Origin of the sequence: Streptomyces sp. NPDC020845 (assembly GCF_044334165.1) — a bacterium.
GTDB lineage: Bacteria > Actinomycetota > Actinomycetes > Streptomycetales > Streptomycetaceae > Streptomyces.
In genome coordinates, this window is the sequence record NZ_JBIRSJ010000016.1 from 63,210 (window position 1) to 87,888 (window position 24,679).

The 24,679-nt window shown below is 72.9% G+C and carries 20 protein-coding genes and 2 pseudogenes; 12 read left to right on the forward strand and 10 right to left on the reverse strand.

What is annotated here, in order from left to right; all coding sequences use genetic code 11:
• Positions 1 to 174: 174 nt before the first annotated feature.
• Positions 175 to 683 (forward strand): annotated as a pseudogene (locus tag ACH4U7_RS37540) (phosphotransferase); the annotation flags it as partial.
• Positions 684 to 754: 71 nt separating this feature from the next.
• On the opposite strand, the gene ACH4U7_RS37545 reads toward ACH4U7_RS37540, so the two are convergent.
• On the reverse strand, positions 755 to 1,240 hold the full coding sequence (locus ACH4U7_RS37545; RefSeq protein ID WP_398532246.1) for a PPOX class F420-dependent oxidoreductase: 486 nt from the start codon (positions 1,238 to 1,240) through the stop codon (positions 755 to 757).
• Positions 1,241 to 1,475: 235 nt separating this feature from the next.
• Between ACH4U7_RS37545 and ACH4U7_RS37550 the strand changes: the two genes are divergently transcribed.
• Both ACH4U7_RS37550 and ACH4U7_RS37555 read left to right on the forward strand, forming a co-directional pair.
• Complete coding sequence (locus ACH4U7_RS37550; protein ID WP_398532247.1) at positions 1,476 to 5,186, forward strand: DNA polymerase III subunit alpha; 3,711 nt, start codon at positions 1,476 to 1,478, stop codon at positions 5,184 to 5,186.
• Positions 5,183 to 6,292 (forward strand): DNA polymerase thumb domain-containing protein, encoded by a 1,110-nt coding sequence (locus tag ACH4U7_RS37555; protein WP_398532248.1) that lies wholly within the window; start codon positions 5,183 to 5,185, stop codon positions 6,290 to 6,292. The genes ACH4U7_RS37550 and ACH4U7_RS37555 overlap by 4 nt, the downstream gene beginning before the upstream one ends.
• Positions 6,293 to 6,421: 129 nt before the next feature.
• Here the strand turns inward: ACH4U7_RS37555 and ACH4U7_RS37560 are convergent, their stop codons facing one another.
• Positions 6,422 to 7,051 (reverse strand): pyridoxamine 5'-phosphate oxidase family protein, encoded by a 630-nt coding sequence (locus ACH4U7_RS37560; protein WP_398532249.1) that lies wholly within the window; start codon positions 7,049 to 7,051, stop codon positions 6,422 to 6,424.
• A 232-nt stretch (positions 7,052 to 7,283) separates the two neighbouring features.
• Between ACH4U7_RS37560 and ACH4U7_RS37565 the strand changes: the two genes are divergently transcribed.
• Entirely contained in the window at positions 7,284 to 8,159 is an 876-nt protein-coding gene (locus tag ACH4U7_RS37565; RefSeq protein ID WP_398532250.1) for an esterase/lipase family protein, read from the forward strand.
• A 105-nt stretch (positions 8,160 to 8,264) separates the two neighbouring features.
• Here the strand turns inward: ACH4U7_RS37565 and ACH4U7_RS37570 are convergent, their stop codons facing one another.
• Positions 8,265 to 8,873 (reverse strand): TetR/AcrR family transcriptional regulator, encoded by a 609-nt coding sequence (locus ACH4U7_RS37570; protein ID WP_398532251.1) that lies wholly within the window; start codon positions 8,871 to 8,873, stop codon positions 8,265 to 8,267.
• 403 nt (positions 8,874 to 9,276) lie between these two features.
• Positions 9,277 to 9,807 carry a MarR family winged helix-turn-helix transcriptional regulator gene (locus ACH4U7_RS37575; protein ID WP_398532252.1) on the reverse strand — a complete coding sequence of 177 codons (531 nt, stop codon included), beginning with the start codon at positions 9,805 to 9,807 and terminating at the stop codon, positions 9,277 to 9,279.
• A gap of 66 nt (positions 9,808 to 9,873) precedes the next feature.
• Here ACH4U7_RS37575 and ACH4U7_RS37580 point away from each other — a divergent pair, with 66 nt between their 5' ends.
• Positions 9,874 to 10,296, forward strand: coding sequence for a MarR family winged helix-turn-helix transcriptional regulator (locus ACH4U7_RS37580; RefSeq protein ID WP_398532253.1), 423 nt, complete (start codon positions 9,874 to 9,876; stop codon positions 10,294 to 10,296).
• A gap of 206 nt (positions 10,297 to 10,502) precedes the next feature.
• Here the strand turns inward: ACH4U7_RS37580 and ACH4U7_RS37585 are convergent.
• Positions 10,503 to 11,087 (reverse strand): annotated as a pseudogene (locus tag ACH4U7_RS37585) (TetR/AcrR family transcriptional regulator); the annotation flags it as partial.
• 138 nt (positions 11,088 to 11,225) lie between these two features.
• Here ACH4U7_RS37585 and ACH4U7_RS37590 point away from each other — a divergent pair.
• Both ACH4U7_RS37590 and ACH4U7_RS37595 read left to right on the forward strand, forming a co-directional pair.
• Positions 11,226 to 12,104, forward strand: a complete 879-nt coding sequence (locus ACH4U7_RS37590; RefSeq protein WP_398532254.1) for a class I SAM-dependent methyltransferase — start codon at positions 11,226 to 11,228, stop codon at positions 12,102 to 12,104.
• Positions 12,105 to 12,153: 49 nt separating this feature from the next.
• A complete protein-coding gene (locus ACH4U7_RS37595) occupies positions 12,154 to 13,407 on the forward strand; it encodes an MFS transporter (RefSeq protein ID WP_398532255.1) in 1,254 nt (417 codons plus the stop codon).
• A gap of 100 nt (positions 13,408 to 13,507) precedes the next feature.
• On the opposite strand, the gene ACH4U7_RS37600 is transcribed toward ACH4U7_RS37595, so the two are convergent.
• Positions 13,508 to 13,924: an organic hydroperoxide resistance protein gene (locus tag ACH4U7_RS37600; RefSeq protein ID WP_089513347.1), complete on the reverse strand. Its 417-nt coding sequence runs from the start codon at positions 13,922 to 13,924 to the stop codon at positions 13,508 to 13,510.
• A 105-nt stretch (positions 13,925 to 14,029) separates the two neighbouring features.
• Here ACH4U7_RS37600 and ACH4U7_RS37605 point away from each other — a divergent pair, with 105 nt between their 5' ends.
• Positions 14,030 to 14,566 carry a MarR family winged helix-turn-helix transcriptional regulator gene (locus ACH4U7_RS37605; RefSeq protein WP_398532256.1) on the forward strand — a complete coding sequence of 179 codons (537 nt, stop codon included), beginning with the start codon at positions 14,030 to 14,032 and terminating at the stop codon, positions 14,564 to 14,566.
• A 74-nt stretch (positions 14,567 to 14,640) separates the two neighbouring features.
• Here the strand turns inward: ACH4U7_RS37605 and ACH4U7_RS37610 are convergent, their stop codons facing one another.
• Positions 14,641 to 15,972: an APC family permease gene (locus tag ACH4U7_RS37610; protein WP_398532257.1), complete on the reverse strand. Its 1,332-nt coding sequence runs from the start codon at positions 15,970 to 15,972 to the stop codon at positions 14,641 to 14,643.
• Between the two features lie 80 nt (positions 15,973 to 16,052).
• Between ACH4U7_RS37610 and ACH4U7_RS37615 the strand changes: the two genes are divergently transcribed.
• A complete protein-coding gene (locus tag ACH4U7_RS37615; RefSeq protein WP_398532258.1) occupies positions 16,053 to 16,508 on the forward strand; it encodes an Lrp/AsnC family transcriptional regulator in 456 nt (151 codons plus the stop codon).
• On the opposite strand, the gene ACH4U7_RS37620 is transcribed toward ACH4U7_RS37615, so the two are convergent.
• The 3 genes from ACH4U7_RS37620 to ACH4U7_RS37630 form a co-directional block, all read right to left on the reverse strand.
• The gene (locus ACH4U7_RS37620; RefSeq protein WP_398532259.1) at positions 16,425 to 18,785 is read right to left on the reverse strand and encodes an MMPL family transporter; all 2,361 of its coding nucleotides are present in this window, start codon (positions 18,783 to 18,785) and stop codon (positions 16,425 to 16,427) included. The two genes, ACH4U7_RS37615 and ACH4U7_RS37620, sit on opposite strands and share 84 nt — an antisense overlap.
• A 148-nt stretch (positions 18,786 to 18,933) precedes the next feature.
• On the reverse strand, positions 18,934 to 19,203 hold the full coding sequence (locus ACH4U7_RS37625) for a hypothetical protein (RefSeq protein WP_014180856.1): 270 nt from the start codon (positions 19,201 to 19,203) through the stop codon (positions 18,934 to 18,936).
• A complete protein-coding gene (locus tag ACH4U7_RS37630) occupies positions 19,203 to 19,577 on the reverse strand; it encodes an ArsR/SmtB family transcription factor (protein ID WP_398532260.1) in 375 nt (124 codons plus the stop codon). The genes ACH4U7_RS37625 and ACH4U7_RS37630 overlap by 1 nt, the downstream gene beginning before the upstream one ends.
• Before the next feature lie 97 nt (positions 19,578 to 19,674).
• On the opposite strand from ACH4U7_RS37630, the gene ACH4U7_RS37635 reads away from it, so the two are divergent.
• The 3 genes from ACH4U7_RS37635 to ACH4U7_RS37645 all read left to right on the forward strand — a co-directional run bounded on the left by ACH4U7_RS37635 (position 19,675) and on the right by ACH4U7_RS37645 (position 24,668).
• Positions 19,675 to 21,267 (forward strand): carboxyl transferase domain-containing protein, encoded by a 1,593-nt coding sequence (locus tag ACH4U7_RS37635; protein ID WP_398532261.1) that lies wholly within the window; start codon positions 19,675 to 19,677, stop codon positions 21,265 to 21,267.
• Between the two features lie 90 nt (positions 21,268 to 21,357).
• A complete protein-coding gene (locus tag ACH4U7_RS37640) occupies positions 21,358 to 22,659 on the forward strand; it encodes an acetyl-CoA carboxylase biotin carboxylase subunit family protein (protein ID WP_398532262.1) in 1,302 nt (433 codons plus the stop codon).
• A gap of 29 nt (positions 22,660 to 22,688) precedes the next feature.
• Positions 22,689 to 24,668: an IucA/IucC family protein gene (locus tag ACH4U7_RS37645; protein WP_398532263.1), complete on the forward strand. Its 1,980-nt coding sequence runs from the start codon at positions 22,689 to 22,691 to the stop codon at positions 24,666 to 24,668.
• Positions 24,669 to 24,679 lie beyond the last annotated feature (11 nt).

A 24,679-nucleotide genomic window follows, 5' to 3' on the forward strand; every position in this document is an offset into this window, starting at 1 on the left:
GGACCGGCTCGACCGGAATGCACCCGCGGCTGCGCCGGTCGGGGGAGCGGCGGAGGGGAGCGGCGGAGGGGCGCGGCACGATCTCGTCGGGGGTACCCGGATCACATCGACGGCGAGGACGGAGCCGTTGGACCAACCCCGATGTGTACCCCGTATGAAGCCGTGAAGCCATGAAGCTTGGCCGTCGGGGTGGACGGTCGTGCCGAGTGGCCCCGGGACCTGGCCGACCCGGAAGGTCCGGGGCGCGGAACGATCCTGTGCCATAACGATGTGTGCCCGGAGAACGTCGTGTTCCGTGACGGCCGTCCCGCCGCCTTGATCGATTTCGATTTCGCCGCCCCGGGCCGCCCCATCTGGGACGTCGCCATGACGGCCCGTTACTGGGTGCCCATGATCGATCCCGCGTCCGCGACCACCCTGCACCCCGTCGCGCTGGACGCCCCGCGCGGCTGGGGACCCTCGCCGACGGCCACGGCCTCTCGCGGCGGGAACGAGCCGAGCTGCCCGGGGTCATCGAGCAGGCCACCGAGACCTGCCGGGCCTTCGTCGCGGACCGGGTGGCCGACGGTGACCCCGGTTTCGTCCAGGCGTGGGCCGAGCGTGGCGGATGGGGGCGCTGGGACCGTATGCGGTCCTGGCCGGCGGCCCACCGCGGGGTGTTCACGGCCGCACTGCTGAACTGAACTGATCTGACCTGGGCCGGCCAGGGCCCAGTCGTAGCCCAGCCGTGGACCGGCCGCGGCCCAGCCGCGGCCTAACCGTCGAGCGGGCCGCTCAGCGCGCCGCTCTCCCGCCCCCACCCGTACGCCCGCTCGGCCCGCAGCCGCACCACCAGCCGCCCTTCGGCGACCATCGCGGCGCGGAACTCCTCCCAGTCCGGGTGCTCGCCCGCCACGGCCCGGTAGACCTCGACCAACTCGTCGGCGGTGGCGTCGTGGGGATCGGCCGCGACCGGGGTCAGCTCGGCGTTTCCCTCGGCGACCAGGTAGGAGTAGCGGTCGCCGCTGGTGACGTAGAAGCTCGCGCGCGGATCGCGGCGCAGATTACGGGTCTTGGCGCGGCCGTCGGTGACCGAGATGCGGATGAGGCGCGCCGTGGGGTCGTAGGCGAAGGCGACGTTGGACAACTGGGGGCGGCCGTCGCGTTTGAGGGTGACGAGCGCGCCGGTGCGCTGCTCGCGCAGCAGGCCGAGCAGGCCGGCGTCGTCGGATTCAGGGGAGTGGCCGGGGAGGTCGGTCATGGCGGTGACCTTACGCGGTCGGCTGCCGGGCCGGTGTGGGTGTACCGCCGTACGCTATGGGGGTTATAGGGTTTTTGATCCCTTATGGTGAAGGGGAGAGATGTTATTCCCGCAGGTCACGCGGGAGGCGGGTCGTTTCGCACGAGTGTTCGAGAATTGGTTTAAGGTGGGGCGAGGGCTGCGCCGCGTGGCGGGCAGGGACGGCAGGGGGTGCGACAAGCGGCAGGAGGTGTGGATGCCAGGGTTCACGCATCTGCACACCGCCTCCGGGTTCTCCATGCGGTACGGAGCCGTCCACCCGGAGCGGCTGGCCCAGTGCGCCGCCGAGCGCGGCATGGACGCGATCGCGCTGACCGACCGCGATAGCCTCGCCGGGGCGGTCCGGTTCGCCAAGGCGGGCGCGGCCGCAGGGGTGCGGCCGCTCTTCGGGGTGGACCTTGCCGTACAGGCGCGGGCCCCGGAGCCGGGGCGTACGGTCCGTCGGCGCACGCCGGTGCGCGGCGGGGCGTTCATCGATGAGTCCGCGCCCCGCGCGGTCTTCCTGGCGCGGGGCGGCGCGGCCGGCTGGGCCGCGCTGTGCGGACTGGTCTCCGCCGCCCATGCGGGAACCCGCGCGGGTGGCGCCGGGCAGCCACTCCTGCGCTGGGAAGACCTCGAAAGCGGCGGCGGCACCACCGCCCTCGCCCCGCTGACCGTGCTCCTCGGCCCGGACTCCGACGTCGGCCGGGCCCTGGCCGCCGGGCGGCCCGACCGGGCCGAGCACCTGATCGCCCCCTGGCGTGAACTGTTCGGCGACGCGCTGCGCCTGGAGGCCGTGTGGCACGGCCGCACCGGCCCCGGCCCCGGTTCGCTGCGGCTCGCCGCCCGTACCGTCGGCTTCGCCGCCGACCAGGGCGTACGGGCCGTGCTGAGCAACGCCGTACGGTACGCCGACCCGGGGCAGGGCCCGGTCGCCGACGTACTGGACGCCGCCCGCAGGCTGGTGCCGATCGACCCGCGCGACCCCGCGGCGCTCGACAGCGGTGAGCGCTGGCTCAAGGGCCCGCGGGACATGGCGCGGATCGCCGAGAAGATCGCGGAGGCCGCGGGCCGACGGCAGGACGCCGCGTACCGGCTGCTTGAGGAGACCGAGCGCACCGCCGCCGCATGCCTCGTCGACCCCGAGGACCACATCGGCCTCGGCAGTATCCACTTCCCCGAGCCGCATCTGGTCGGGGCCGGGCACCGGAGCGCCGAGCGGGTGCTGCGCTCGCGCTGCGCCGCCGCCATGGTGCTGCGCGGCTACGACCGCGACCACGAGCGGTGGGGGCGGCTGGAGAACGAGTTGCGCACCATCGAGCGGCTGGGCTTCGCCTCGTACTTCCTCACCGTCGCCCAGGTCGTCGACGACACCCGGGCGCTCGGCATCCGGGTGGCCGCCCGTGGCTCCGGCGCCGGCTCCTTCGTCAACCACCTGCTCGGCATCGCGCACGCCGACCCCGTCGCGAACGGCCTGCTGATGGAGCGGTTCCTGTCGGTGCGGCGGGCCGCGCTGCCCGATATCGACATCGACGTGGAGTCCGCGCGCCGTCTGGAGGTCTACCGCACGATCTTCGACCGCTTCGGGGCGGAGCGGGTCGCGACTGTCTCGATGCCCGAGACCTACCGGGTGCGCCACGCCGTACGGGACGTGGGCGCGGCCCTCGGCATGGACCCGGCCGAGGTGGACCGGCTCGCCAAGTCCTTCCCGCACATCCGCGCCCGCGACGCCCGCGCGGCGCTCGCCGAACTGCCCGAGCTGAGCGCGGTCGCGGCCGAGCAGAAACGTTACGGCAGGCTCTGGGAGCTGGTCGAGGCGCTGGACGGGCTGCCCCGTGGCATCGCCATGCACCCGTGCGGAGTGCTGCTCTCCGACGCCGGGCTGCGGGCCCGTACGCCCGTCGTGCCCACCAGCGGCGAGGGCTTCCCCATGTCGCAGTTCGACAAGGACGACGTCGAGGACCTGGGGCTGCTCAAGCTCGATGTCCTCGGGGTGCGGATGCAGTCCTCGATGGCGCACGCGGCCGCGGAGGTGGCGCGGGTCACGGGCCGCCCGCTGGACCTCGACGACCCCGAGGTGGTGCGGCCGAACGACCCGGCGACCTACGACCTGATCCGCTCCACCGAGACGCTGGGCTGCTTCCAGATCGAATCGCCCGGCCAGCGCGACCTCCTCGGTCGGCTGCAGCCCACCTCCTTCCACGACCTCGTGGTCGACATCTCGCTCTTCAGGCCAGGCCCGGTCGCGGCCGACATGGTGCGCCCCTTCATCGAGGCGCGGCATGGCCGCAAACCGCCGCGCTATCCGCATCCGGACCTGGAGGACGCGCTGCGCGAGACGTACGGCGTGGTCGTCTTCCATGAGCAGATCATCAAGATCCTGTCGATCATGACGGGCTGCGAACGGGACCTCGCCGACGAGGCGCGGCGCGCGCTGTCCAACCCCGAGCGGCAAGGGCGGGTACGGGCCTGGTTCCACGCGGAGGCGGCGAACCGCGGCTACCGGCCGGAGGTGCTGGCGCGCACCTGGGAGATCGTCGAGGCGTTCGGGTCGTACGGCTTCTGCAAGGCGCACGCCGTGGCCTTCGCGGTGCCGACCTACCAGTCCGCCTGGCTCAAGGCGCACCACCCGGCGGCCTTCTATGCCGGGGTGCTCACCCACGACCCGGGGATGTACCCGAAGCGGCTGCTGCTGGCGGACGCGCGGCGGCGTGGGGTGCCGATTCTGCCGCTGGATGTGAACCGGTCGGGTGCGGATTATCGAATCGAACTGGTGTCTGGTGATGGGGCGTCAGCAGCCGGGGCGGCGGGTACGGGGCCCATGGGCGTGAGCTCTACAGGCGAGGGTTCCAGGGGTGCGGGCTCCGCGGGTGCGGGCTTCACGGGCCCCGGCTCCGCGGGCGCGGGCTTCGGGGTACGGCTCGCGCTGAGTGATGTGCACGGCATCAGCGAGGCCGAGACCGAGCGGATCGCGGCCGGGCAGCCGTACTCCTCGCTCCAGGACCTGTGGCGGCGCGCCCACCCCGGGCGGCCGGTCGCCGAACGGCTCGCCCAGGTCGGCGCGTTGGACGCCTTCGGCACCAGCCGCCGCGATCTGCTGCTGCAGATCGCCGAACTGCACCGGCAGCAGCGGGGCGCCCGGCGCGACGGCACCGGCGAGGGCCAGCTCCCGCTGGCCGAGACCGCGCCGCCCGCCCCCGCCGGGCTGCCCGATCTGAACCCGGAGGAACGCCTCGGCGCCGAGCTCGGCATCCTCGGCATGGATGTCTCGCGCCACCTCATGGGCGACCACCGGGCCTTCCTGGAGGAGCTGGGCGCGGTCCCGGCGAAGCGGCTGCGCGATGCGCGGCACGGTGAGACCGTGCTGGTCGCCGGGGCCAAGGCCGCCACCCAGACCCCGCCGATCCGCTCGGGGCGGCGCGTCATCTTCACCACGCTCGACGACGGCACGGGGCTGGTCGACTGCGCCTTCTTCGACGACAGCCACGCCGCGTGCGCGCACACCGTCTTCCACTCCTGGCTGCTGCTGGTGCGCGGCGTGGTTCAGCGGCGCGGGCCGCGCAGCCTCAGCGTCGTCGGTTCGGCGGTCTGGAACCTCGCCGAGCTGGCCGAACTCCGGCGCGAGGGCGGCCTGGAGGCAGTCGCCGCCGAACTCGCGGGTGCGGGTGCGGGTGCGGGTGCGGGTGCGGGCGCGGGCGCGGGTGTGGGCCGGGCGGAGCCCGAGCCCGGTGCCCCCGCCGACGCGGACGCCGAAGCCGGGAGTGAGGCCGGGCACGAAGCAGGGAGCGGGACCGGAGGTGACTCCGGGCGCCGCATCCACCTGCCCACCGGCTACGCCATGCACCCGTGGGCCGACCTACAGCCCGCGGGCGAACAGGCCGCCACCGGCCGCAAGCTGTGGCATTCCAGCCCAGGGAGCGCAGGATGACTCCCCAACCGACCCATGAGACCCATGAGCAACCGCATGTGCTGTACGTGCGCTTCCACCCCGCCGAGGGAACGGCGGGGACGGCCCCCGACACGCCCGGCCGAGGCCCCGGCCGAGGTCCTGGCCCCGGTCCCGGCCGTCGTGGCCCCGGCCGCCCCGGACCCGTCCTGGGCGCGGACACCTACGAGGGCCTGCTCGCCCTGCTCACCGAGGTGACCCCCGTCGTCGAGGCAGTGCCGCCCGACGCCGCGCTCGCCGATGTCGCCGGCGCGCTGCGCTACTTCGACCGGGACGCGGCCGGACTGGCGGAGATCGTACGGGTCCGGGCGCTGGCCCGGTACGGCGTCGACTGCACCGTCGGCGTCGCCACCAACCCGCTGCTCGCCCGCATGGCCGCACAGGACGCCGCCGCGGTCCGTACCGTCCCCGACGACCCGGACGCGGTCGCCGCCTTCCTCGCGGACAAGCCCCCCACCGCCCTGCCCGGCGTCGGCCAGGCGACCGCCCGCACCCTGTGCTCGTACGGTCTCGACAGCGCCGCCCGGATCGCCGCCGTGCCGCTGCCCACCCTGCGCCGGATCCTCGGCCCGGCCACCGCCCGCCGGGTGCACGACTGGTCGCGCGGGATCGACCCCGTCCCCGTCACCCCGAACGCCCCGGCCCGCTCCATCGCCGCCGAACACCGCTTCGGCCACGACGAGCTGGACCCGGAACGCAGATGCCGCGCGCTGCTCACCCTCGCGGACCGGCTCGGCTCCCGGCTGCGCACCAGCGGACAGGTCGCCCGCGCCCTCACGCTCACCGTCCGCTACGCCGACCGCTCCACGACCACCCGCAGCCGGACCCTGGCCGAACCGACGGCCCACACCCCGGCGCTGATCGCCACCGCGTACGCCCTGCACGCCGCGCTCGGCCTGCAGCGGGCCCGGGTGCGGTCCATCGCGCTGCGCGCCGAGGGGCTGGCCGCCGCCGAACTGGCCTCCCACCAGCTGACCTTCGACCCCGCGGACGACAAGGCCCGCCGTATCGAGGCCGCAGTCGACCGGGCACGGGCCCGCTTCGGCGAGCGGGCGGTGCGCCCGGCCGGGGGATTCGACATCTGGTGACCGAAGCGTCCTTGTGACCGAAGCGCTCTTTGACGTGCCCCGGGCGCCTGATGTGACCTGGTCGCCCAGGGCTTCCGGGCCGCCCTGGGCTTCCGGGCCGCCCTGGGCATCCTGGCCGTCCGGGCCACCTCAGCTGTAAAGCCGCTCCGCGTACTTCGGGCCGTAGTGCTCCTCCAGCGCCTCCAGGGGGACGTCCGGGGCTTCGAGCGCCTTGCATATCCGGGGCCTGGACGGCAGCTCGTCCGGGCGCCAGGTCTCCGGCTTCCAGAGCTCCGAGCGCAGAAACGCCTTGGCGCAGTGGTGGAAGACCTCTTCGATCTCGACGAGGAGAGCGAGCCGCGGGCGGTTGCCCTTGACCACCATGTCGTCGAAGAACGGGGCGTCACGCAGCAGCCGCGCCCGGCCGTTGATCCGGAGCGTGTCACTGCGCCCGGGCAGCAGATAGATCAGCCCGACGTGGGGATTGGCGAGCACATTGCGAAAGCCGTCCATCCGCTTGTTGCCGGGGCGGTCCGGGATCGCGATGGTCGTGTCGTCGAGCACGAGCGTGAATCCCGCGGGGTCGCCCTTGGGGGAGACATCGCACCGCCCCTGGGCGTCCGAGGTGGCGATCAGACAGAACGGCGACCGCGCCAGCCACTCCCGGTCCAACCCATGCAGCGCGGGACGGGACTTGTTGGCCGCCTGCTGATTGGGCTCGCCGACCAGCTCCCGCAACTCGGCTTCGGACGAGACCTCCACCAGGTCTGTTGTGCTCATCAGAGTCCCCCGTCGTCCTCGAGATCACGTGCTGCCGACTCTACGCCCCCCCTCTGACAGGGCCGTGTTCCTGGACGTTGCGTGAGGGGTGGGTGAGGTTTTCTTCACCTACGGATGGCTGGATGGCCTTGCTACTGGCGCGTAATTTAAGGCCGACACACCACCCCTGTGATCCGGATCGCAGAGCGCACGGTCCTGCGCAACCCTCCCCCACCAGCGAGGAGTCCATGTGATGTCGCACTGGAGGCGTATCCGCTCGCTCCGCAGGTCACTGCCCGCCCTGGCCCTGGCGGTCGCGGCGGCCATGGCGCCGGTCGCCGCGAGCGCCGCGCCCGACGAAACCGCCGCCGATCAGAGCGCGACGAGCAGCGGTTGGAACGACTATTCGTGCAAGCCGTCCGCCCAGCACCCCCGCCCCGTCGTCCTGGTGCACGGCACCCTCGGCAACTCGGTCGACAACTGGCTCGGTTTCGCCCCGTACCTGGTCGACCGCGGCTACTGCGTCTTCTCCCTCGACTACGGCCAGCTGCCCGGCGTGCCCATCTTCTACGGCCTCGGCCCGATCGCCGATTCGGCGAAGCAGCTGTCCGCGTACGTCGACCGGGTGCGCACCGCCACCGGGGCCGCCAAGGTCGACATCGTCGGCCACTCCCAGGGCGGGATGATGCCCCGCTACTACCTGAAGTTCCTCGGCGGTGCGGCCAAGGTCAATGCCCTGGTCGGCCTGGCCCCCACCAACCACGGCACCACCCTGTCCGGGCTCACCAAGCTGCTCGACTACTTCCCGGGCGCGGCCGACGTGCTCGCCAAGCACACACCCGGTCTGACGGACCAGGTGGTCGGGTCGGCGTTCCTCACAAGGCTCAACGAGGGCGGCGACACCGTCCCCGGCGTGCGCTACACCGTCATCTCCACCAAGTACGACGAGGTCGCCACGCCCTACCGCGCGCAGTTCCTCACCGGTTCCGACGTCAAGAACGTCGTGGTCCAGGACCTGTGCCCGAGCGATCTGTCGGAGCATGTCACGATCGCCATGACCGACCGGGTCGCCTTCCACGAGGCGGTCAACGCCCTCGATCCAGCACACGCCACCCCCACGACCTGCTGACGCCCCGCCCCATCCCGTTTCTTCGCTCAACCGCCACGGCGCCCCGGCCCTCCGGTGCGCCGTGCGCGTCGTTCAAAGGGCAATCCGCCTGCTTCGAACGACCTCTCAGGCGGGCGGCCACTGCCGCAGGGCCATGTCGGCCACCATTTGGAGGTCGTCGCGGGTGGCGCCGCCGGCGGCCTGAACGGCGATGCCGTTGCTCACGGTCATGAGGTATCGGGCGAGCAGGCCGGGATCGGTCCCTGCCGGCAGATCGCCCTCGTCGACGGCCCGCTGAAACCGCTCCTGTAGGAGCGAGATGGCGTTGTTGCGCCACGCTGCCAACGTGTCCCGGGCATCGCGACCGGGCTCGCCCGCCGCCAGAGAGCCTTGGACACCGAGGCATCCGGCGGGAGAGTCGGGGCGGGTGGTGGCCCGAACGGAGCCGGTGAGGAACGCGGTGGCCACCTGCCGCGCGGTCGGCTCCGCCAGAGCCCGAGGGAGGTATGCGGCGGGGCCGTCGGTGTAGCGCTGCAGGGCCTTCTGAAACAGGTCTTCCTTGTTGCCGAAGGCGGCGTACATGCTGGTGCGGCTGATGCCCATGGCGTTGGTCAGGTCGGTGAGGCTGGCGCCCTCGTAGCCCTGGCTCCAGAAGACCCGCATGGCCTGTTCGAGCGCCTTTTCGGCATCGAAGCCGCGTGGCCGGCCGATCGGCGCCTTCCGCTGAGTCTGCACAGATGAATCGTACCCCTCCGGTACCGAGCGGTGCAGATCTCTGTCGAGGTCAAGGTAATGGGGCAGTGGGAAGGCGTGCGAGCACTGAGGGCGTGTCGGTGCGGGTGGCGCGTATTGCGGTGGGGCCGGGCAGCGGCACGCCCGCGGCCCATGCGAGCCAGAAGCGGCCCGAGCGCAGCGCCGCGAACTGCGACCGTACGGAGGGTGCACTGTCGGTATGGGACGCGGCGGGGATGAACCGGCCGATGATCAGGGCGACGATGCCGGCGAGGACCGTAGCACTTCCGCGCCGATCGGTACGGAAAAGGTGGGGAGGGCGGCCGAGTTGCGGCGGATGCGGTCGGGCCGGCCCCGCTGACGGGGCTGGTGAGCCAATCGCGGTTCCCTTGATCCCCGGGGCCGTTCACTGCGGCGCCTGACCCCCGATCCGGCCCCCGATCCGGCCCCCGATCCGGCCTCCGACCCTGCCGAGCGCGCCGACGAAGTCCGTGAGCAGCCGGGCGAATTCGGCGCGATCCGTCTCCGGCCATTCGGCCATCGCCTCCGCGAACACCGACCGCCGGAACCGCCGGACCTCGTCCGTCAGGGCGCGCCCCGACTCGGTCATGACCAGCAGGGCGCGCCGCCCGTCCGCCTGATCCGCCTCCCGCCGCACCAGCCCGGCCTCGACCGCCCCCGCGACCAGCTTGCTGGCGCGGGGCTGGTCGACGGCCAGGGCGGCGGCGACGCCGGAGACGGTGGCGGGCGTGCCGCTCTGCTCCGCCGCCTCGATCGCGTCCAGTACGTCGAAGGCGGCGCCTCTCGCTGCCGCGCCCCTGAGGGAGTCCTGGTCTTCCCCGCCGGCGAGCCGCGCCAGTGAACGCCTGCTCTGGCTGCGCCGGATGGCGACCATGGCCCGCTCGATGTCGTCCACAGGTTCTCTGTTGTCGGCCATCACGCCTCCATGCATAATCAAGAACAACTAGTTGCTATTTTACATGCACCTCTGGAGGTGAAGGCGATGAAGCCGATCGGATACTGGCTCAAGCACCTGGACGGCCTGATCGAGGCCGACTTCGAGCGCACCCTGAGCGACAGCGGCCTCGCCCGGCGCCACTGGCAGGTCCTGAACACCCTGTCAACGGGCCCGAAGCCCCTCGACGAACTCACCGAGGCGCTACGCCCCTTCTGGGGCGAGGGCGCGATCACGCTCGACGAGGTCCTGGACGGTCTGGGCCGCCGGGGCTGGGTTGTCCGGGAGGGCGCCGAGGGCCCGTACGCGCTCACCCCGCTCGGCGCCGAAGGCCATGCCGCGGTGGCCGAACGGATCGGGGAGGCCCGGCGGCGGATCATCGACGGGGTGTCGGACGAGGAGTACCTCGCCGCGGTGAGCGTGCTCCGCCGCATGGCGGAGAACATCGAGGGGGCGGCACGGGCCGCATAACGCACGAAGACGCCACCTCGGCCGTCGACGCTCTCGGGTGAGCGCCGACGACATGGTTCGGTGCCGACGTTGCGGCCCGACCGCTTCTCTCGTCAGCTCGGCGGTGTTGCGGGCGAGGCGCTTTGAGCTTCGCCTTCGCCGCGATCCGCCTGTGCGTCCGCCTGTGCGTCCGTCGGTGCGTCTGTCGGTGATCCGCCGGAGGGCCCTTGGCCGTCTACCAGCGCGGTCACCAGGCGCGTCATGGCAGGCCTGGGGTCAGGCGTGCCCGGCCAGCTGGTCATCAGCAGGTGGTGGGCGGTGCCGACGACGGCCAGGGCCACGGTGCTCGGGTCGACGTTCTCCGCGACCCGGCCGAGCCGCTGTTCAGCCTGCACATAGCTGGTGACGGCCTCCTGGATCGCGTCGAAGCCGGGCGCCCCGCCTTCCAGGGCCTCGCGGATGCGCAGCGCGGCGCCGGGGCGGGACATGGCAAGGCCCGATACGGCCGGGCCGCCGGAGTCGAACAGCGCGAGGGCGACGGCATCGAGATTCCGCACCACCGTGTTCTGCCCTGCGAGTCCGGACAGCGCCTGCGCCTTCGCGGCGGTCCTTGCGAACCGGTTGAGGCAGAGCTCGGCCACGAACTCGTCCATCCCCGCGAAGTGTGCATGCAGCAGCCCCTTCGCGCAGCCTGCCTCGGTGGTGACGGCCCGGCTGGTGAGTGCGCCGGGGCCGAGCTTTTCCACGACGCGCTCGGCGGCTGCGAACAGCTGCTCGCATACGTCCGGCGTCGCCACTCCACGCGGTGACATGGGTCTCTCTTCCGTTCCGCTTCCGTCGCCCGCAAGGCGCGCAACTCCGTTGATGGTAGTGGAGATTGCGGGTTTGGGCAGATGCCCATACTGTTTGGGCACACGCCCATTCTCCTTCATCCACCACAGGAGGCACCCGTGCCCGACGTCGTCAACACGGAGCAGGCACAAGCATGGAACGGTTCCGAAGGCAGCCACTGGGCCCGTAACCAAGACCGCTGGAACGCCGTGAACGAGGGCTTCAACGAGCCACTGCTCAATGCCGCCGGAATCACCACAGTCCATCGGGTCCTGGACCTTGGCTGCGGCTCCGGGCAAACCACGCGCCTCGCCGCGCTCAGGGCACCCCAAGGACGCGCACTGGGCCTCGACCTGTCCGGCCCGATGTTGGCCGAGGCGCGGGCCGGCGCGCAGCGGGAGGGCATTGCCAACGCCTCCTTCGAACAAGGCGACGCGCAGGTGTACCCCTTCGAGGCGGAGGCGTTCGACGCGGCGATCAGCCGCTACGGGGTGATGTTCTTCGCCGACCCCGTAGCTGCCTTCGCCAACGTCGGCCGGGCGCTGACGCCCGGCGGTCGCCTGGCGTTCATCTGCCCGGCCGACGCCATGCTCAACGGCTGGGTGGTGGCGATGACCTCGCTGCGCGACATCCTGCCGGTCGGCGACTTCGGGCAGCCGGGGCTGCCTGGCATGTTCTCCCTGGCCGCCCCCGGCCGCATCCATGATGTCCTCACCGCGGCCGGATTCACCGGCATCACCGTCAGCCAGGCACAGGCGCACGGCGTATGGGGGCAAGGGGCCGAGGACGCGGCGGAGTTCCTGCTCCGCACAGGCCCCGGTCGCCACCTGATGGAACAGGTCGACGCGCCTGCGCAGGCCCGTGCCCGCCGCGCCCTGATGGACCACCTGCAAGCCCACGAGGCGGCCGACGGCACCGTACGGCTGCGCAGCACCTCGTGGCTCGTCACGGCAAGCCGCCCGACCGATCCCTCGGACAGGCCCCACGCCCGGCAGTGAAAGTGACACCCGCTCCTCAGGGGAATGTAACGCGTGTTGCTTTCACAAGGTGAATGATGAACCGGCGATGCAATGGATGGTGCTGATCCTGCGGCTCCTGGCGCAGCCGTCGCGGCGCCGGGTGGCGGTGTGGCGGGAGCTGCGCAAGGTCGGCGCGCTGTCGCTCGGCCAGGGCGTATGGGCGGTGCCGGACGTGCCGGTCTTCGCCGACGGCGTGCAGCGGGCCCTGGGGGTGGCCGAGCGGGCCCAGGGCGAGAGTGTGGTGCTGCGTGCCGCCGGACGGGGGCCGCAGGACGCGGCCCGCTTCGAGGCGATGTTCACCGCGGCCCGCGAGGAGGACTGGGCGGAGTTCACCGCCGACTGCGGCAAGTACACCGCCGAGCTGGACAAGGAGATCGGCAAGGGCAAGTTAACCCTCGCCGAGCTGGAAGAGGAGGAGCAGTCGCTGGAGCGGCTGCGCCGCTGGCACCGCGACCTGAAGGCCCGGGACGTGTTCGGCGCCCCGGGAGCCCAGGAAGCCGACCGGCAGCTGGCCGAGTGCGCGCGGCGGTTCGAGGACTACAGCGAACGGGTCTTCGCTCGCCTGCACCCGGGCTGGCTGTGGGCTGCCCGGCTGGGGCAGGGGGCCGCCGCCTCCGCGCTGGTCGCCCGCCTGAACCCGCAGGCCGAACACGGGCGGGCGTTCGGCTCGTACGGCTTCTTCAAGAGCATCGGCTACACCGCAGGACCCCTGCTCGGCGGCGTGCTGGTGTGGGCGGGCGGGCTGACGCTGCTGTTCGCCGTCCTGATGCTGCTGGCCGCCGCCGTCGCGGTGTGGGCCGCGCTCGCGGTGCCCGCCGTGCCGCCCCCGCCCAAGAGCCGCCAGACCCTCCTGGGCCTGGCCCGTCGGCTGACCGACGGCGCCTTCCTGCGGCCGGTGGCCGCCTTGGCCGCCGCCACCGCCGCCCTGTCCGTCGGCGTGGGGTTCCTGCCCCTGTGCGGTGCAGCCGACGGCCTGCCGCCGGTCGCCACCGGGGCCGCCGTCTCGGCCCTGGCAGCGTGCGCGGCCGTCGTTCAGCCGTGGGCCGGGCGCGCGCTGGACGAGGGGCGGCTGACCGCCCGCGGCGGACTGGCCGCGGGGCTCGCCGTGACCGCGTGCGGCCTGGCCTGCGCCGCCCTGCTGCCCGGCGTGACAGGGCTCCTGACAGCCGCTGTCCTGATAGGCGTCGGCACCGGCCTGATCACCCCGCTCGGCTTTGCCGCCCTCGCCCTGCTGACCGCGCTCCTGCCGCTTGCCCTGGCCGCCCGCCGCGGACCTCGCTGATGCATGTCTGCCTTGAACAGCACCGCAGCGTCGGCCTGGAACGCCCCCGTGCCCTTGCGGACGAGGGCGTCCGCGTAGGCGCCCGGACTGACGGCTACGGCTACTCGGCGATCAGCTCGACGGCGATGTTGCCCCGGGTCGCCTTCGAGTACGGGCACACCTGGTGCGCCTGCTCGACCAGGCTGCGGCCGGTCTCGCCCTCAAGCTCCTCGGGCAGCTCGACGCGCAGGGTGACCTTCAGCCCGAAACCGCCGTCCGACTCGTCCTTGCCGATGCCGACCTCGGCGGTGACGGAGATGTCCTTGGTGTCGACCTTCGCCTGGCGGCCGACCAGCCCGAGCGCACTGGCGAAGCAGGCCGCGTAGCCCGCGGCGAACAGCTGCTCGGGGTTGGTGCCCTGGCCGCTTCCGCCCAGCTCCGGGGGCATGGCCAGCGCCAGGTCGAGCTGCTTGTCGGAGCTCACCGCCCGGCCGTCGCGTCCGTTGGCCGTGGCCACCGCGGTGTAGAGCGCGTCCATGAAGACCATCCCTTTCGGATCCTGCGGCGCGCCGTCGTGCGCTCCGTCATGACGGAAGTAGAGCACACAATTAAGTTGTGCACAACTAAGAGGTACCCTAGGCACATGTCGCACCAGCCCGCGCCGGCCCCCGCCCCGGCCCCGAACCCGACAGAGACCGCAGCCGCCGACGATCTGCTCCGTCTGGACCTGCAGGTCTGCTTCGCCCTGCACGCCGCCTCGCGCGCCTTCGGCAGCGTCTACCGGCGGGTCCTGCGCGATATCGAGCTGACCTATCCGCAGTACCTGGTGATGCTGGTGCTGTGGGAGCACGGCGAGATGCCGGTCAAGAAGCTCGGGGAGTTCCTGCGCCTGGACTCGGGTACCCTCTCGCCGCTCCTCAAGCGCCTCCAGGCGGCGGGCTTCGTCCAGCGTGAGCGCAGCCTCCACGACGAGCGCTCGGTCTCGATCCGGCTGACGGCCGAGGGGGAGGCGCTGCGGGAGCCCGCCCGGGCCGTGCCGCTCCAGATCATCCAGGCCAGCGGCCTGGACGCGGAGGACGTGGTCGATCTGCGCGCCCGGCTGCAGCGGCTGACGGCGGCGCTCGACGCCGCGCAGGCGGGCGCGGTGGACGCGGCGGGCGCGTCGGGCACCGAGAGCTGAGCCGCCGATCACCCTCGGGCGGGCCATCGGCCACCCTCGGCCGGGATGCCGGTCACCCTCGGGCGGGCCGCCAGTCACCCCCGGGCGCGGTGCCGGTGGGCGACGGCCTGGAAGCAGAGCGCGGCGCCGGCCAGCGCCAGCGGGATCAGCAACAGCGACCCGGAGAGGGCGAGCACGGTGGAGACGACGGCCGCGCTGCCAGCCGCCGCCCCCCACAGCGGAGTTCGGCGCGGAAGCAGCGCAAGCGCCGCCAGCAGCCCCGCCAGCGTGACCGCGGCGAGACAGGTGGAGGTGGCGCGCATCAGCCGGTCGAGGTCGGCCGCGCCCGTCGCCGCCACCGCCCCGACCGGGGCGCACGCGCCGGCCAGTACGGCCAGGCTGCGCCGCGGCACCTCGCCGGGCCCGCCGCCCCGGGCCAGCCACCGGGGCGCCGCGCCGTCGCGGGCGAGGGCGGCGCCGAGCCGGGCCGCGCCCGCCAGGTAGGCGTTGACGGCGCCGAAGGTGAGGAACAGGGCCGCGACCGCGGCCACCGGCCGGGCCGCGCCGCCCACGCTCCGCGCCAGCAGTTCGGTCAGCGGGGTGTCCGTGGTCGCGGCGGCGGGGCCGAGCGCGCCGACCGTCGCCAGCGAGAGCCCCAGGTACAGCACGGTGATCACGGCGAGGGTGAGCGCGGTGACCCGTGGCAGGTCCCGGCGCGGATCGGCGAACTCGGCGGACAGATGGCTGGCCGCCTCCCACCCCACGAAGGCGAAGAAGAGCACCCCGGCCGCCGAGCCGACCGAACTCCAGCCGCCCGGCATGAAGGGCGTGAAGTGCGCGGCGCGCAGATGCGGCACCGCCGCCAGGACCGCGGCCAGCAGCAGCGCCGCCAGCAGCCCCACGAACAGCAGCTGTACCCGGCTGGACAGATGCAGCCCGCCGAGGTTCGCGGCGAAGGCCGCCGCCAGCACCAGCCCGGCCACGGCCGCCGTGCCCGTATCGCCAAGGCCCGCCGCGGCCGCGGTGTACTGGCCGCCGATCCAGGCGCCCGCGACCACCCCGACCGGCACCACCCCGAAGAACCACCATCCGACGATCGCCGCCGCCCGTGGCCCGAAGGCCCGGTGGACATACGTCGCAACCCCGCCCCCGTCGGGGAACCGGGCGCCGAGGGCGGCGAAGCAGGCGGCGACCGGGACGCTGGTCGCCAGCAGCGCGACCCAGGCCAGCACCGAGGCCGGGCCGGCGGCAGCGGCGGCGAGCGCGGGCAGCGCGAGCACACCGGGGCCGAGGACGGCGCCCGCGTACAGCGCGGTGCCGCCGCCGATCCCGAGCCGGCGACCGCCCGACCGGGCAGCCGGACGCGAGGAACGGGGCGGACGCGGCGGACGTGGGGGAACGGAAGTACGAGTACGTTGTACGGTCACGGCTCGGGAAGCTAGCCGAAACACCGATGAGCTGACCGGCTAACCGAATGAAATTCGGTTAGCCGGTCCGGAGAGGCCCCATGGACGAACTTGATACGGCGATCGTCCGCGAACTGCAGCGCGACGCACGGCAGACCAACCGCGACCTCGCCCGCACCCTCGGCATCGCCCCCTCCACCTGTCTGGAGCGGGTGCGCGGCCTGCGGGAGCGCGGGGTGATCACCGGCTATCGCGCGACGGTCGACCTGCGCGCCCTGAACCGTCCGGTGCAGGCGCTGCTCTCGGTGCGTATCCGGCCGCTGAGCCGGGAGGTCATCGAGGGCTTCAAGACGTATCTGATGACCCTCCCCGAGGTGCTGTCCGTGTATGTCGTCGCGGGCGGCGACGACTTCCTCGTCCATGTCGCGGTGCCGGACGTTGACCGGCTGCACGCCTTCCTCATGGACCGTTTCTCAGGGCGCCGGGAGGTGGTCGACTTCCGCAGTTCGATCATCTACCAGCATGTGGCGGGCGAGGCGATCGCGCCCCTGGAGTGACGCCTGGAGTGACGCCTGGAGTGACGTCTGCGGGAACGACCTCCGCCCGAGCAGCGTGATCGCGGCGGGCAGCAGCACCCCGCGGACGAGCGTCGCGTCGATGAGGACGGCCACCGCCAGACCGACGCCCATCATCTTGTACTCGATCGCGGACAGCACGACGAAGACGCTGAAGGCCGCGGTCATGATGACGGCCGCGCTGGTGACCACGCCCGCACCGGACGCGACGCCCCCCACCACCGCCTCGCGCGTCGCCTCCCCGGCGAGCCGGCGCTCGCGGATCCGGCTGAGCACAAAGATGTGGTAGTCCATGCTCAGCCCGAAGAGGATGACGAACATGAACAGCGGCAGCCAGCCGACCACCCCGCCGTACGAGGTGAAGTCGAGCGCCGAACTCAGGTGACCGTCCTGGAACACCCAGGTCAGCACCCCGTAAGCGGCGCCGATCGACAGCAGGTTCAGCACGATCGACATCAGCGCGACGGCCGGCGAGCGGAACGCGACGACCAGCAGCACGAAGGCCAGCAGCAGCACGAAGGCGAAGACGTACGGGGTGCGGTCGGTGATCCGGTTGGTGAAGTCGTACGCGAAGGCCGTCTTGCCGGCGACCGCGAAGTCGATTCCGCCGTCGGTCTCGCTGTCAGCTCTGCCCGCCTCGCCCAGCGCGGCGGGCAGTGTCCGCTTACGCAGCGTCTCCAGCGCCCGGTTCGCCACGTCATCGGTGCCGAAGCTCGCCAGCGGCACCCGTACCACCAGCGCCCGGCCCACCTTGGTGGCCGAGATGGGCTCGTTCAGCGCCCCGCCGCTCGCCGCGGCCCGCTGGTGCAGGCTCTCCACGGCCTTCCGTACCGCCGGGCTGTCCACGGCGCCCGGATCCCGCTTCCCCCAGATCACCACCGACGCGGGGGACGGGGCGCCCGGGAACGCCTCCTGCATCCGGACCGCCGCGTCCACCGTCGGCACCTTCCGCGACAGGCTGTCGGTCACCGCCGCGTCCTGCAGATGCATCCCCAGCGCGGGCAGCGCGAGCACCAGCAGCGCCAACGCCGCCGAGCCGCCCCACACCAGCGGGCGCCGCACCACCGCGCGGGCCACCGCCGCCCAGGCCCGGGACCGGTCCGCCGCGGTCCGGCGGCGGCCCACCCACGGGAGACGCGCCTTGTCCACCCGGTGCCCCAGCGCGGCCAGCAGGGCGGGCAGTACGGTCACCGAGCCGACCATCGCGACCCCGACCACCAGCACCGCGCCGGTCGTCAGCCCCTTGAAGTTGTCAAGACCCGTGAACAGCAGCCCGACCAGACACAGCATCACCGTCAGACCCGAGACCACCACCACCCGCCCCGAGGTGCGCGCCGTGATCCGCAGCGCCTCCGCGACGTCGTGCCCGGCCGCGCGCTCCTCGCGCGCCCGGCGCAGATAGAACAGCGAGTAGTCGACGCCCACCGCCACGCCGATCAGCAGCACCATGGAGGACGTGGCGCTGTTCACCGGCACCCAGTGGGCGAGCACCTGGAGGAAGCCGAAGGTGGCGACGACCGTGGTGGCCGCCAGCAGCAGCGGGATCGCGGCGGCGATCAGCGACCCGAACACCACCAGCAGAATCACCACGGTGAGCGGAAGCGAGAAGAACTCGGCCCGCTTGAAGTCACCCTTGATGCCCTCGTCCACCACACGCGACAGGCTCCTGTCGCCCGCCTGCGCGAGCCGTACCCGGGGGTGGCGGGCCTGTACGGTCCTCACCGCCTCGGTCGCGGCCTCGTAGTGCCCGGACCACTGCTCCTCGGCCCCCGCCATGGTGAAGGTGACCAGACCGGAACGGCCGTCCTTCGACACCAGCCGGCTTCCGTCGCGCCCCAGCGGGGAGCGGACCGCGGTGACCGTGCCGGGGGTGCGGCGCAGCGTCGTGACCAGGTCCTGGGTGGCGCGGCGCAGCTCCGGGCTCTCGGCGAAGGGCCGTACCGCGTCCTGCGTGCGGGTCTGGACCAGGACGTTCTCCTGGGGCGGCGGATACTTCTGCTGCGCGTCCAGTACCCGGCCCGCGCGGCCGGACTCACCGGGGTCGGTGCTGTCCGCCGTATCGCCCGGTATGACCGCGCTCGCCAGGACCGCCACGACCACCAGCGCGAACCAGCCCGCGATCGCCAGGGCCCGATGGCGGACGGACCACCCCGCGACCCGCTCCACCAGCGCGGCCCGGCCGGATGCCCCATCGGGGCTTCCGTCCGGGCCCCCGCCCGGTCCGTCGGCCCTCTGCCGTGACTTGCTTTTGCGCAGCATGAGCTGCTGTCCTTTCCACGAAGGGACGTATCCGTGAGAACTCGCCCATGGGCGAGGTGATGCTTCTTCCTTCACCTGGGCCGTCGAGTTGCCGCTCGACGGCCCAGGACCCGCGTCGTATGTCTTGATGGCCTATTCGACGGTCTGCCTATTCGACGGTCTGGAGGATGCGCTCCAGCGAATCCATCCGGCCCTGCATCTCCGCCAGCCGCTCGCTGATCTCCTTCAGCCGCTCGTCCGTAGCCTGCTGCGCGGCGGTCGCGCTCTCGGCGAGCTTGCGGTACTCCAGCTCCCGCACCACCTGGACCTTCGCGCGCCGAGTCGCCGCGAACTGCCAGATGACCGTCGTGAGCACCGTGGTCACCAGGGCGAAGAGGCCGAAGGCCCCGACGACCTCGGTCCAGTCGTGTCCATCCATCACTTCGATCCCTTCGTCTTCTGCTCGTCCGGGCCGTCGCCCGGCGGGGTCAGCGTCCGCTCCGCGGCCTCGACGGTCTCCGGTGTCAGCTGGATCGCGAACCGGTTGACCTCGTAGAACTTCATGGCCTTGCCGTCCTCCGACACTTCGACCCGGGCCGTCACCAGTCCGGCCGCCTCCAACTTGCGCAGATGGACCTGGAGCAGCGCCCGGCTGATGCCCAGCGCGCGGGCCAGCTCGCTCACATACATGCGCTCCCGCGAGAGCGCGGCGACGACCCGCAGGCGGTGCGGATTGGCCAGCGTCGCCAGCACGCGCACCAGTTCGTCGCCGCTGAGATCGCGCGGCTCGCCGCTCGGCACCGAGGTAGTCATAGCGAAACCCTGCACATGCCAAAAAAAGTTAGCACATGCCCAGGATGATTGAGACCACCCTTGTCGGCAGCCCTGTTCCCCGTGGCAGGGTGTGACCATGACCGGAACGAACCCCCGCACATCAGCCCTCGAGCTGATCGAGACCGTCGTCGACCCCGGCAGCTGGCGCCGCTGGGACGAGCCGGTCGACATCACGACGGACGACCCCGACTACCGGGCCGACCTGGAGCGGGCCCGCGAGCGCACCGGTCTCGACGAGTCCGTCATCACGGGCGAGGGCCGTATCGAGGGACGGCGGGTGGCCATCGTGGCCTGCGAGTTCCGCTTCCTCGCCGGGTCGATCGGCGTCGCGTCGGGGGAGCGGCTGGTACGCGCCGTGGAACGGGCGACGGCGGAGCAACTGCCCCTCCTCGCCGTGCCCGCGTCCGGCGGTACGCGGATGCAGGAGGGCACGGTCGCGTTTCTGCAGATGGTCAAGGTCGCCGCGGCGATCACCGACCACAAGGCCGCCGGTCTGCCCTACCTCGTCCATCTGCGCCACCCCACGACGGGCGGAGTACTCGCCTCCTGGGGCTCGCTGGGACACGTCACCGCCGCCGAGCCGGGCGCGCTCATCGGCTTCCTGGGGCCGCGGGTGCACGAGGCGCTGTACGGGGAGGAATTCCCGCCGGGCGTCCAGGTCGCGGAGAACCTGATGGCCCACGGCCTGGTCGACGCGGTCCTCCCACCCGAGCGGCTGTCGGAGGTGGCGGCGCGGGTGCTGCGGGTTCTGTGCGGGGACGCTGCCGCTGTGGCGAACGGGGCTGTCCCGGCGGCAGAGCCGTCCGGCCCTGCCGCCGGGACAGGGCTGGAGGCGGGGGCGGACCCCGGGCGCGGTGGGCCCAGTGCTGAGGAGTCGATTCGGCGGTCGCGGCGGGGGGAGCGGCCCGGGGTGCGGGACTTGTTGCGCGCCGCTGCCGAGGATGTGAGTCCCCTCAGCGGTACGGGCGCGGGGGAGCACGACCCGGGGCTGCTGCTCGCGCTCGCGCGCGTCGGCGGGACTCCGTGTGTCGTCCTCGGGCACGACCGGGCCGCGCGCCACGGGGACGCGGCGGCCGACGGGCCCGGCGGGGGACAGCCGCTCGGCCCCGCCGGACTGCGCACCGCGAGGCGTGGCATGCGCATCGCCGCCGAGCTCGGGCTTCCGCTGCTCACGGTCGTCGACACCGCGGGCGCGGCCCTGAGCCGGGAGGCCGAGGAGGGCGGTCTCGCCGGGGAGATCGCCCGCTGTCTGGCCGATATGGTGACCCTCCCCGCGCCCACCCTCTGCCTGCTGCTCGGCCAGGGCGCGGGCGGCGCCGCGCTCGCGCTGCTCCCCGCCGACCGGGTCCTCGCGGCGCGCCACGCCTGGCTGTCCCCGCTGCCGCCCGAGGGCGCCTCCGCGATCCTCTACCGGACCACCGAGCGGGCGTACGAGATAGCCGACCGGCAGGGCGTACGCTCCGCCGACCTGCTCGCTCACGGCATCGTCGACCGCATCGTGGAAGAGGAGCCGGAGGACGCGGCGGCGCAGGGGACCACGTACGACTCCTTCCTCGCCCGTCTCGGAGACACCCTCGGCGCCGAGCTCGCCGCGCTCCGTGCCCAGGACCAGGACGAGCGGCTGGCCGCCCGCCGGGCGCGGCACCGGCGCATCGGGCTGCCGCGCTGACCGCGGAGCTGACGGCGCGTCGGGCTCAAAAAGGAGCAGACGGGTGAGACGAATTGGCGGTCTTAGGCATGCCTAACCTAATCTCGGGTCGTGAACGAGAATGATCTAGACGGGGCATTCGGCCTGCCCTCAGAGACCGCGACGCGCCTCTGTCTCCTCGCCCTCAACCCCACCGACTCCGTCACCGAGGGCTTCCTCCCCGCCGCGGCCCGGCTCGGCCTCGCCGTCACCCTCCTCACCGACCAGCCCGACGCGCACCGGCGCGCGTACGAGCGCCATACGTCGGCCGGGGGCGTGCTGCCCGAGCTCGACATCGCACACTGCGACGTCCGGGACTTCCGCGAGGTCATCGGCCGAATCTCCGCTGATATGTCGGAGGCCGGCGACCAGGCCCGCCCCGTCGCGATCTTCACCAACAGCGACCACCTCCAAGTCCAAGCCGCCCTCGCCGCCGACTACTTCGGCCTGCCCGGCAAGGACTGGCGCGCCGCCCTGCGCACCAAGAACAAGGCCGAGCTGCGCCGCGGCCTCGCCGCCGCCGGCGTCGACACCCTCTGGTGCGCCGAACTCGCCCCCGACCAGGACCCCTCCGACCACCCCCGCCTCGTCGGCCCCGGCGTGCCCTACCCCTGCGTGCTCAAGCCGCGCGAGGGCGTGGCCAGCGAGGACGTGGTGCTCGTCGCCGACGCGGACGAACTGGCCGAACGCGTCCGGGAGATACGTACGCGGCGGCCCGAGGCGTATCTGGTGGTCGAGGAGTTCCTTGACGGCCCGCTGCAGACGCTGGAGACCATCGGGGACGGCCGTACTCTGCACACCCTCGCGGCCTTCCGCACCGACATCTCCGCGCCCCCGTACTTCATCGAGGAACGCCTCGAACTGCTCCCTGCCCCGCCCGAGCCGCACACCGGCCAGGTGCTGGACCAGCTGCGGGCGCTGGGCGTGGGGTTCGGCGCCTGCCACACCGAGTACGTGGTCCAGGGCGACCGCGCCCGCCTCATCGAGGTCAACTACCGCGCCATAGGCGACCAGTGCGACCTCGTACTCGCCGAACTCCTCGCCATCCCCCTCTTCGAGCACATCCTCCGCACCCACCTCGGCGCCCCCCTCCCCACCGACCTCGGCGCCCGCACCGACGGCAGGGTCCGCATGGAGTACGTCATGGCCGACCGCCCCGGCCGCCTGGCCACCGCCCCCGCGGCGAGCGTCCACGTCCGCGACGGCGTACGGCTCGACTACCGCCCGCTGCGCGAGATCGGCGAGGAACACCCGCTCTACGGCACCAACCGCGACTTCCTCGGCGTACTCCGCGCCACGGGGACCGATCAGCGGCGGATCGACGAGGCGGTGGCCGGGTTCCTGGCGGCCGGCGAGTGGGTGATCGCGCCATGATCCGCGCGGATGAGGAAGCGGCGGACACTATGAGCGCCGCTGACGTCTTCGAGGCGGATCTGCTGGCGCGTGTCCTCGACACGCTGCTGAGGGAAGACGCGTACGGGCTGCGCAGCCGCGCCCACACCGTACGGCGTGCCGACGGCGAATGGCTGCGGGTCGTCCTCACGGACGGCGGGGGAGTGCTGCTGCCGGTCGAACCGGACAGCTTCCAGTGCGAGATCCGGGTCCGGCGGCCGGCCCGGTTGTTGGTGGAGGCAGAGCCGGGCGGAGGGGCCGCGCCCGCCTCCCACGGCGGCGGGCTGTTGTCGGCCGACGAGGCGGGCGGCGCGGCGCCCCGCGCCGACGCCGGTCCTGAGGCCGGTCCTGACGCCCGGCCCGGCGTCGGGCCCGGCGCCTCGCGCGCCGCCCATCCCGCCGTCGCGCCGCCGCGAGTGGTCGTCCTCACCACCCTCGACGCGGTCCTCGCCCGCCTCCGCCACGCCGCCGACCCCGACGACCGGGGCCTCTACGACGCCTTCGTCGTCGAGTGCCGCCGCACGCTGGACGCCATGCGGCTGCACGCCGACATCCGCCCCCGCGTCGTCGAGCGGCTTGTCGCCGCCTACGGTGGCGAGCCCGCCCGGCAGTGGGCGGGGGTGCGTGGGTCGCTGGCGTACGACACGTTGGCCGCCTTCCGCGACCACCCCGTCTACCCCACCGGCCGCGCCCGCCTCGCCCTGAGCGACGCCGAACAACGCGCTCACGCGCCCGAGTTCCACCCCTCCTTCCGGCTGCGGTGGGCCGCGCTCCCGCGCGAGGCGGTGGCCGGTGATACGGCGCGGCTGCCCGACTGGTGGCCGACACCCGGGGCGCTGGGCCTGCCGGGTGGCCTGGACGACAGCCATCTCGCCTTCCCGGTTCATCCGCTGAGCGCACCCCGCGCGTCGGCCATCGGTCTGCGCGCCACCCACCTCACGGACCGGGCCCACCTCGCCGACGACGCGTGGCTCGACGTACGGCCCACGCTCTCCATGCGTACTGTCGCCGTCAACGACGACCCGCTCATCCACCTCAAACTGCCGCTCGCCACCGCCACCCTGGGCGCGCGCAACCGCCGCACCATCAAGCCAGGAACACTCGCCGACGGCCACGCGGGGCAGCGGCTCACGGAGGCGGTGCTCGCGCGTGAGCCGCGGGTGGCGGGGGGCGTGCTGCTCGCCGACGAGGGTACGTATCTGCACGCCGGGCACGAGTTTCTGGCCACGCTCGTACGGCGCTACCCGCCCGGCCTCGACGGCTGCCAGGTCGTGCCGCTGGCGGCGCTGCTCAGCCCCGCGCCAGGAGCCGCGCCCGGAACCGGGCTCATCGTCGACACCCTCGCCGCCCGCTACTGCGGCGGCGACCTGTTCGCGCTGCTCGACGCCTACCTCACCCTGCTGTTCGACGTGCACACCACGCTCTTCGCGTACGGCGTCGCGCTGGAGTCACACCAGCAGAACACCTCTCTCGTCCTCGACGCCGAGCACGGCCGCCCCCGCGTACGGCTGCTGCTCAAGGACCACGACGGCCCGCGTGTCCACCCCGCCCGGCTGGTGGACGCCCTCGGCGGTGACGAGGCCGCGCGCCTCCTGGGGGGATTCGACGACCACCGGATCCTGACCGACGACGACGGCGACGTACCGGTCGCCGATGTGTTCGCCACCATCACCGTGCATCTGTGCGCCGGTGTCCTCGCCTTCGAGCTCGCCCGGCTCGGCCGGGCCCCGCTGGACACGCTGCTGCGGCTGATACGCGACCGGCTCGCCGAAGCCATTGACCGGCTCGACCGGCTGGGAAACGACCGGCCCGGCGCGCCCGGCGCCGTGCTGCGCGCCCTCGTCCTGGACGCGGAGCGGCTGCCGGTCAAGGCCATGGTCACCGCGGGCAGCCTGTTCACCAAGCAGCGCTCCGGGGCCGCCGACATCAACAAGCACTACGTCACCGGGCCCAACTACCTCCTCCCGGGCCACCTTGCCCGCGGCCGATGAGCGCCGCGCCC

Coding starts and splice junctions, on each gene's coding strand:
- ACH4U7_RS37545 (WP_398532246.1), bottom strand. CDS start 1,240: ATGACCGACCTCCCCGGCCACTCCCCTGAATCCGACGACGCCGGCCTG.
- ACH4U7_RS37550 (WP_398532247.1), top strand. CDS start 1,476: ATGCCAGGGTTCACGCATCTGCACACCGCCTCCGGGTTCTCCATGCGG.
- ACH4U7_RS37555 (WP_398532248.1), top strand. CDS start 5,183: ATGACTCCCCAACCGACCCATGAGACCCATGAGCAACCGCATGTGCTG.
- ACH4U7_RS37560 (WP_398532249.1), bottom strand. CDS start 7,051: ATGAGCACAACAGACCTGGTGGAGGTCTCGTCCGAAGCCGAGTTGCGG.
- ACH4U7_RS37565 (WP_398532250.1), top strand. CDS start 7,284: ATGTCGCACTGGAGGCGTATCCGCTCGCTCCGCAGGTCACTGCCCGCC.
- ACH4U7_RS37575 (WP_398532252.1), bottom strand. CDS start 9,807: ATGGCCGACAACAGAGAACCTGTGGACGACATCGAGCGGGCCATGGTC.
- ACH4U7_RS37580 (WP_398532253.1), top strand. CDS start 9,874: ATGAAGCCGATCGGATACTGGCTCAAGCACCTGGACGGCCTGATCGAG.
- ACH4U7_RS37600 (WP_089513347.1), bottom strand. CDS start 13,924: ATGGACGCGCTCTACACCGCGGTGGCCACGGCCAACGGACGCGACGGC.
- ACH4U7_RS37605 (WP_398532256.1), top strand. CDS start 14,030: ATGTCGCACCAGCCCGCGCCGGCCCCCGCCCCGGCCCCGAACCCGACA.
- ACH4U7_RS37615 (WP_398532258.1), top strand. CDS start 16,053: ATGGACGAACTTGATACGGCGATCGTCCGCGAACTGCAGCGCGACGCA.
- ACH4U7_RS37620 (WP_398532259.1), bottom strand. CDS start 18,785: ATGCTGCGCAAAAGCAAGTCACGGCAGAGGGCCGACGGACCGGGCGGG.
- ACH4U7_RS37625 (WP_014180856.1), bottom strand. CDS start 19,203: ATGGATGGACACGACTGGACCGAGGTCGTCGGGGCCTTCGGCCTCTTC.
- ACH4U7_RS37630 (WP_398532260.1), bottom strand. CDS start 19,577: ATGACTACCTCGGTGCCGAGCGGCGAGCCGCGCGATCTCAGCGGCGAC.
- ACH4U7_RS37635 (WP_398532261.1), top strand. CDS start 19,675: ATGACCGGAACGAACCCCCGCACATCAGCCCTCGAGCTGATCGAGACC.
- ACH4U7_RS37645 (WP_398532263.1), top strand. CDS start 22,689: ATGAGCGCCGCTGACGTCTTCGAGGCGGATCTGCTGGCGCGTGTCCTC.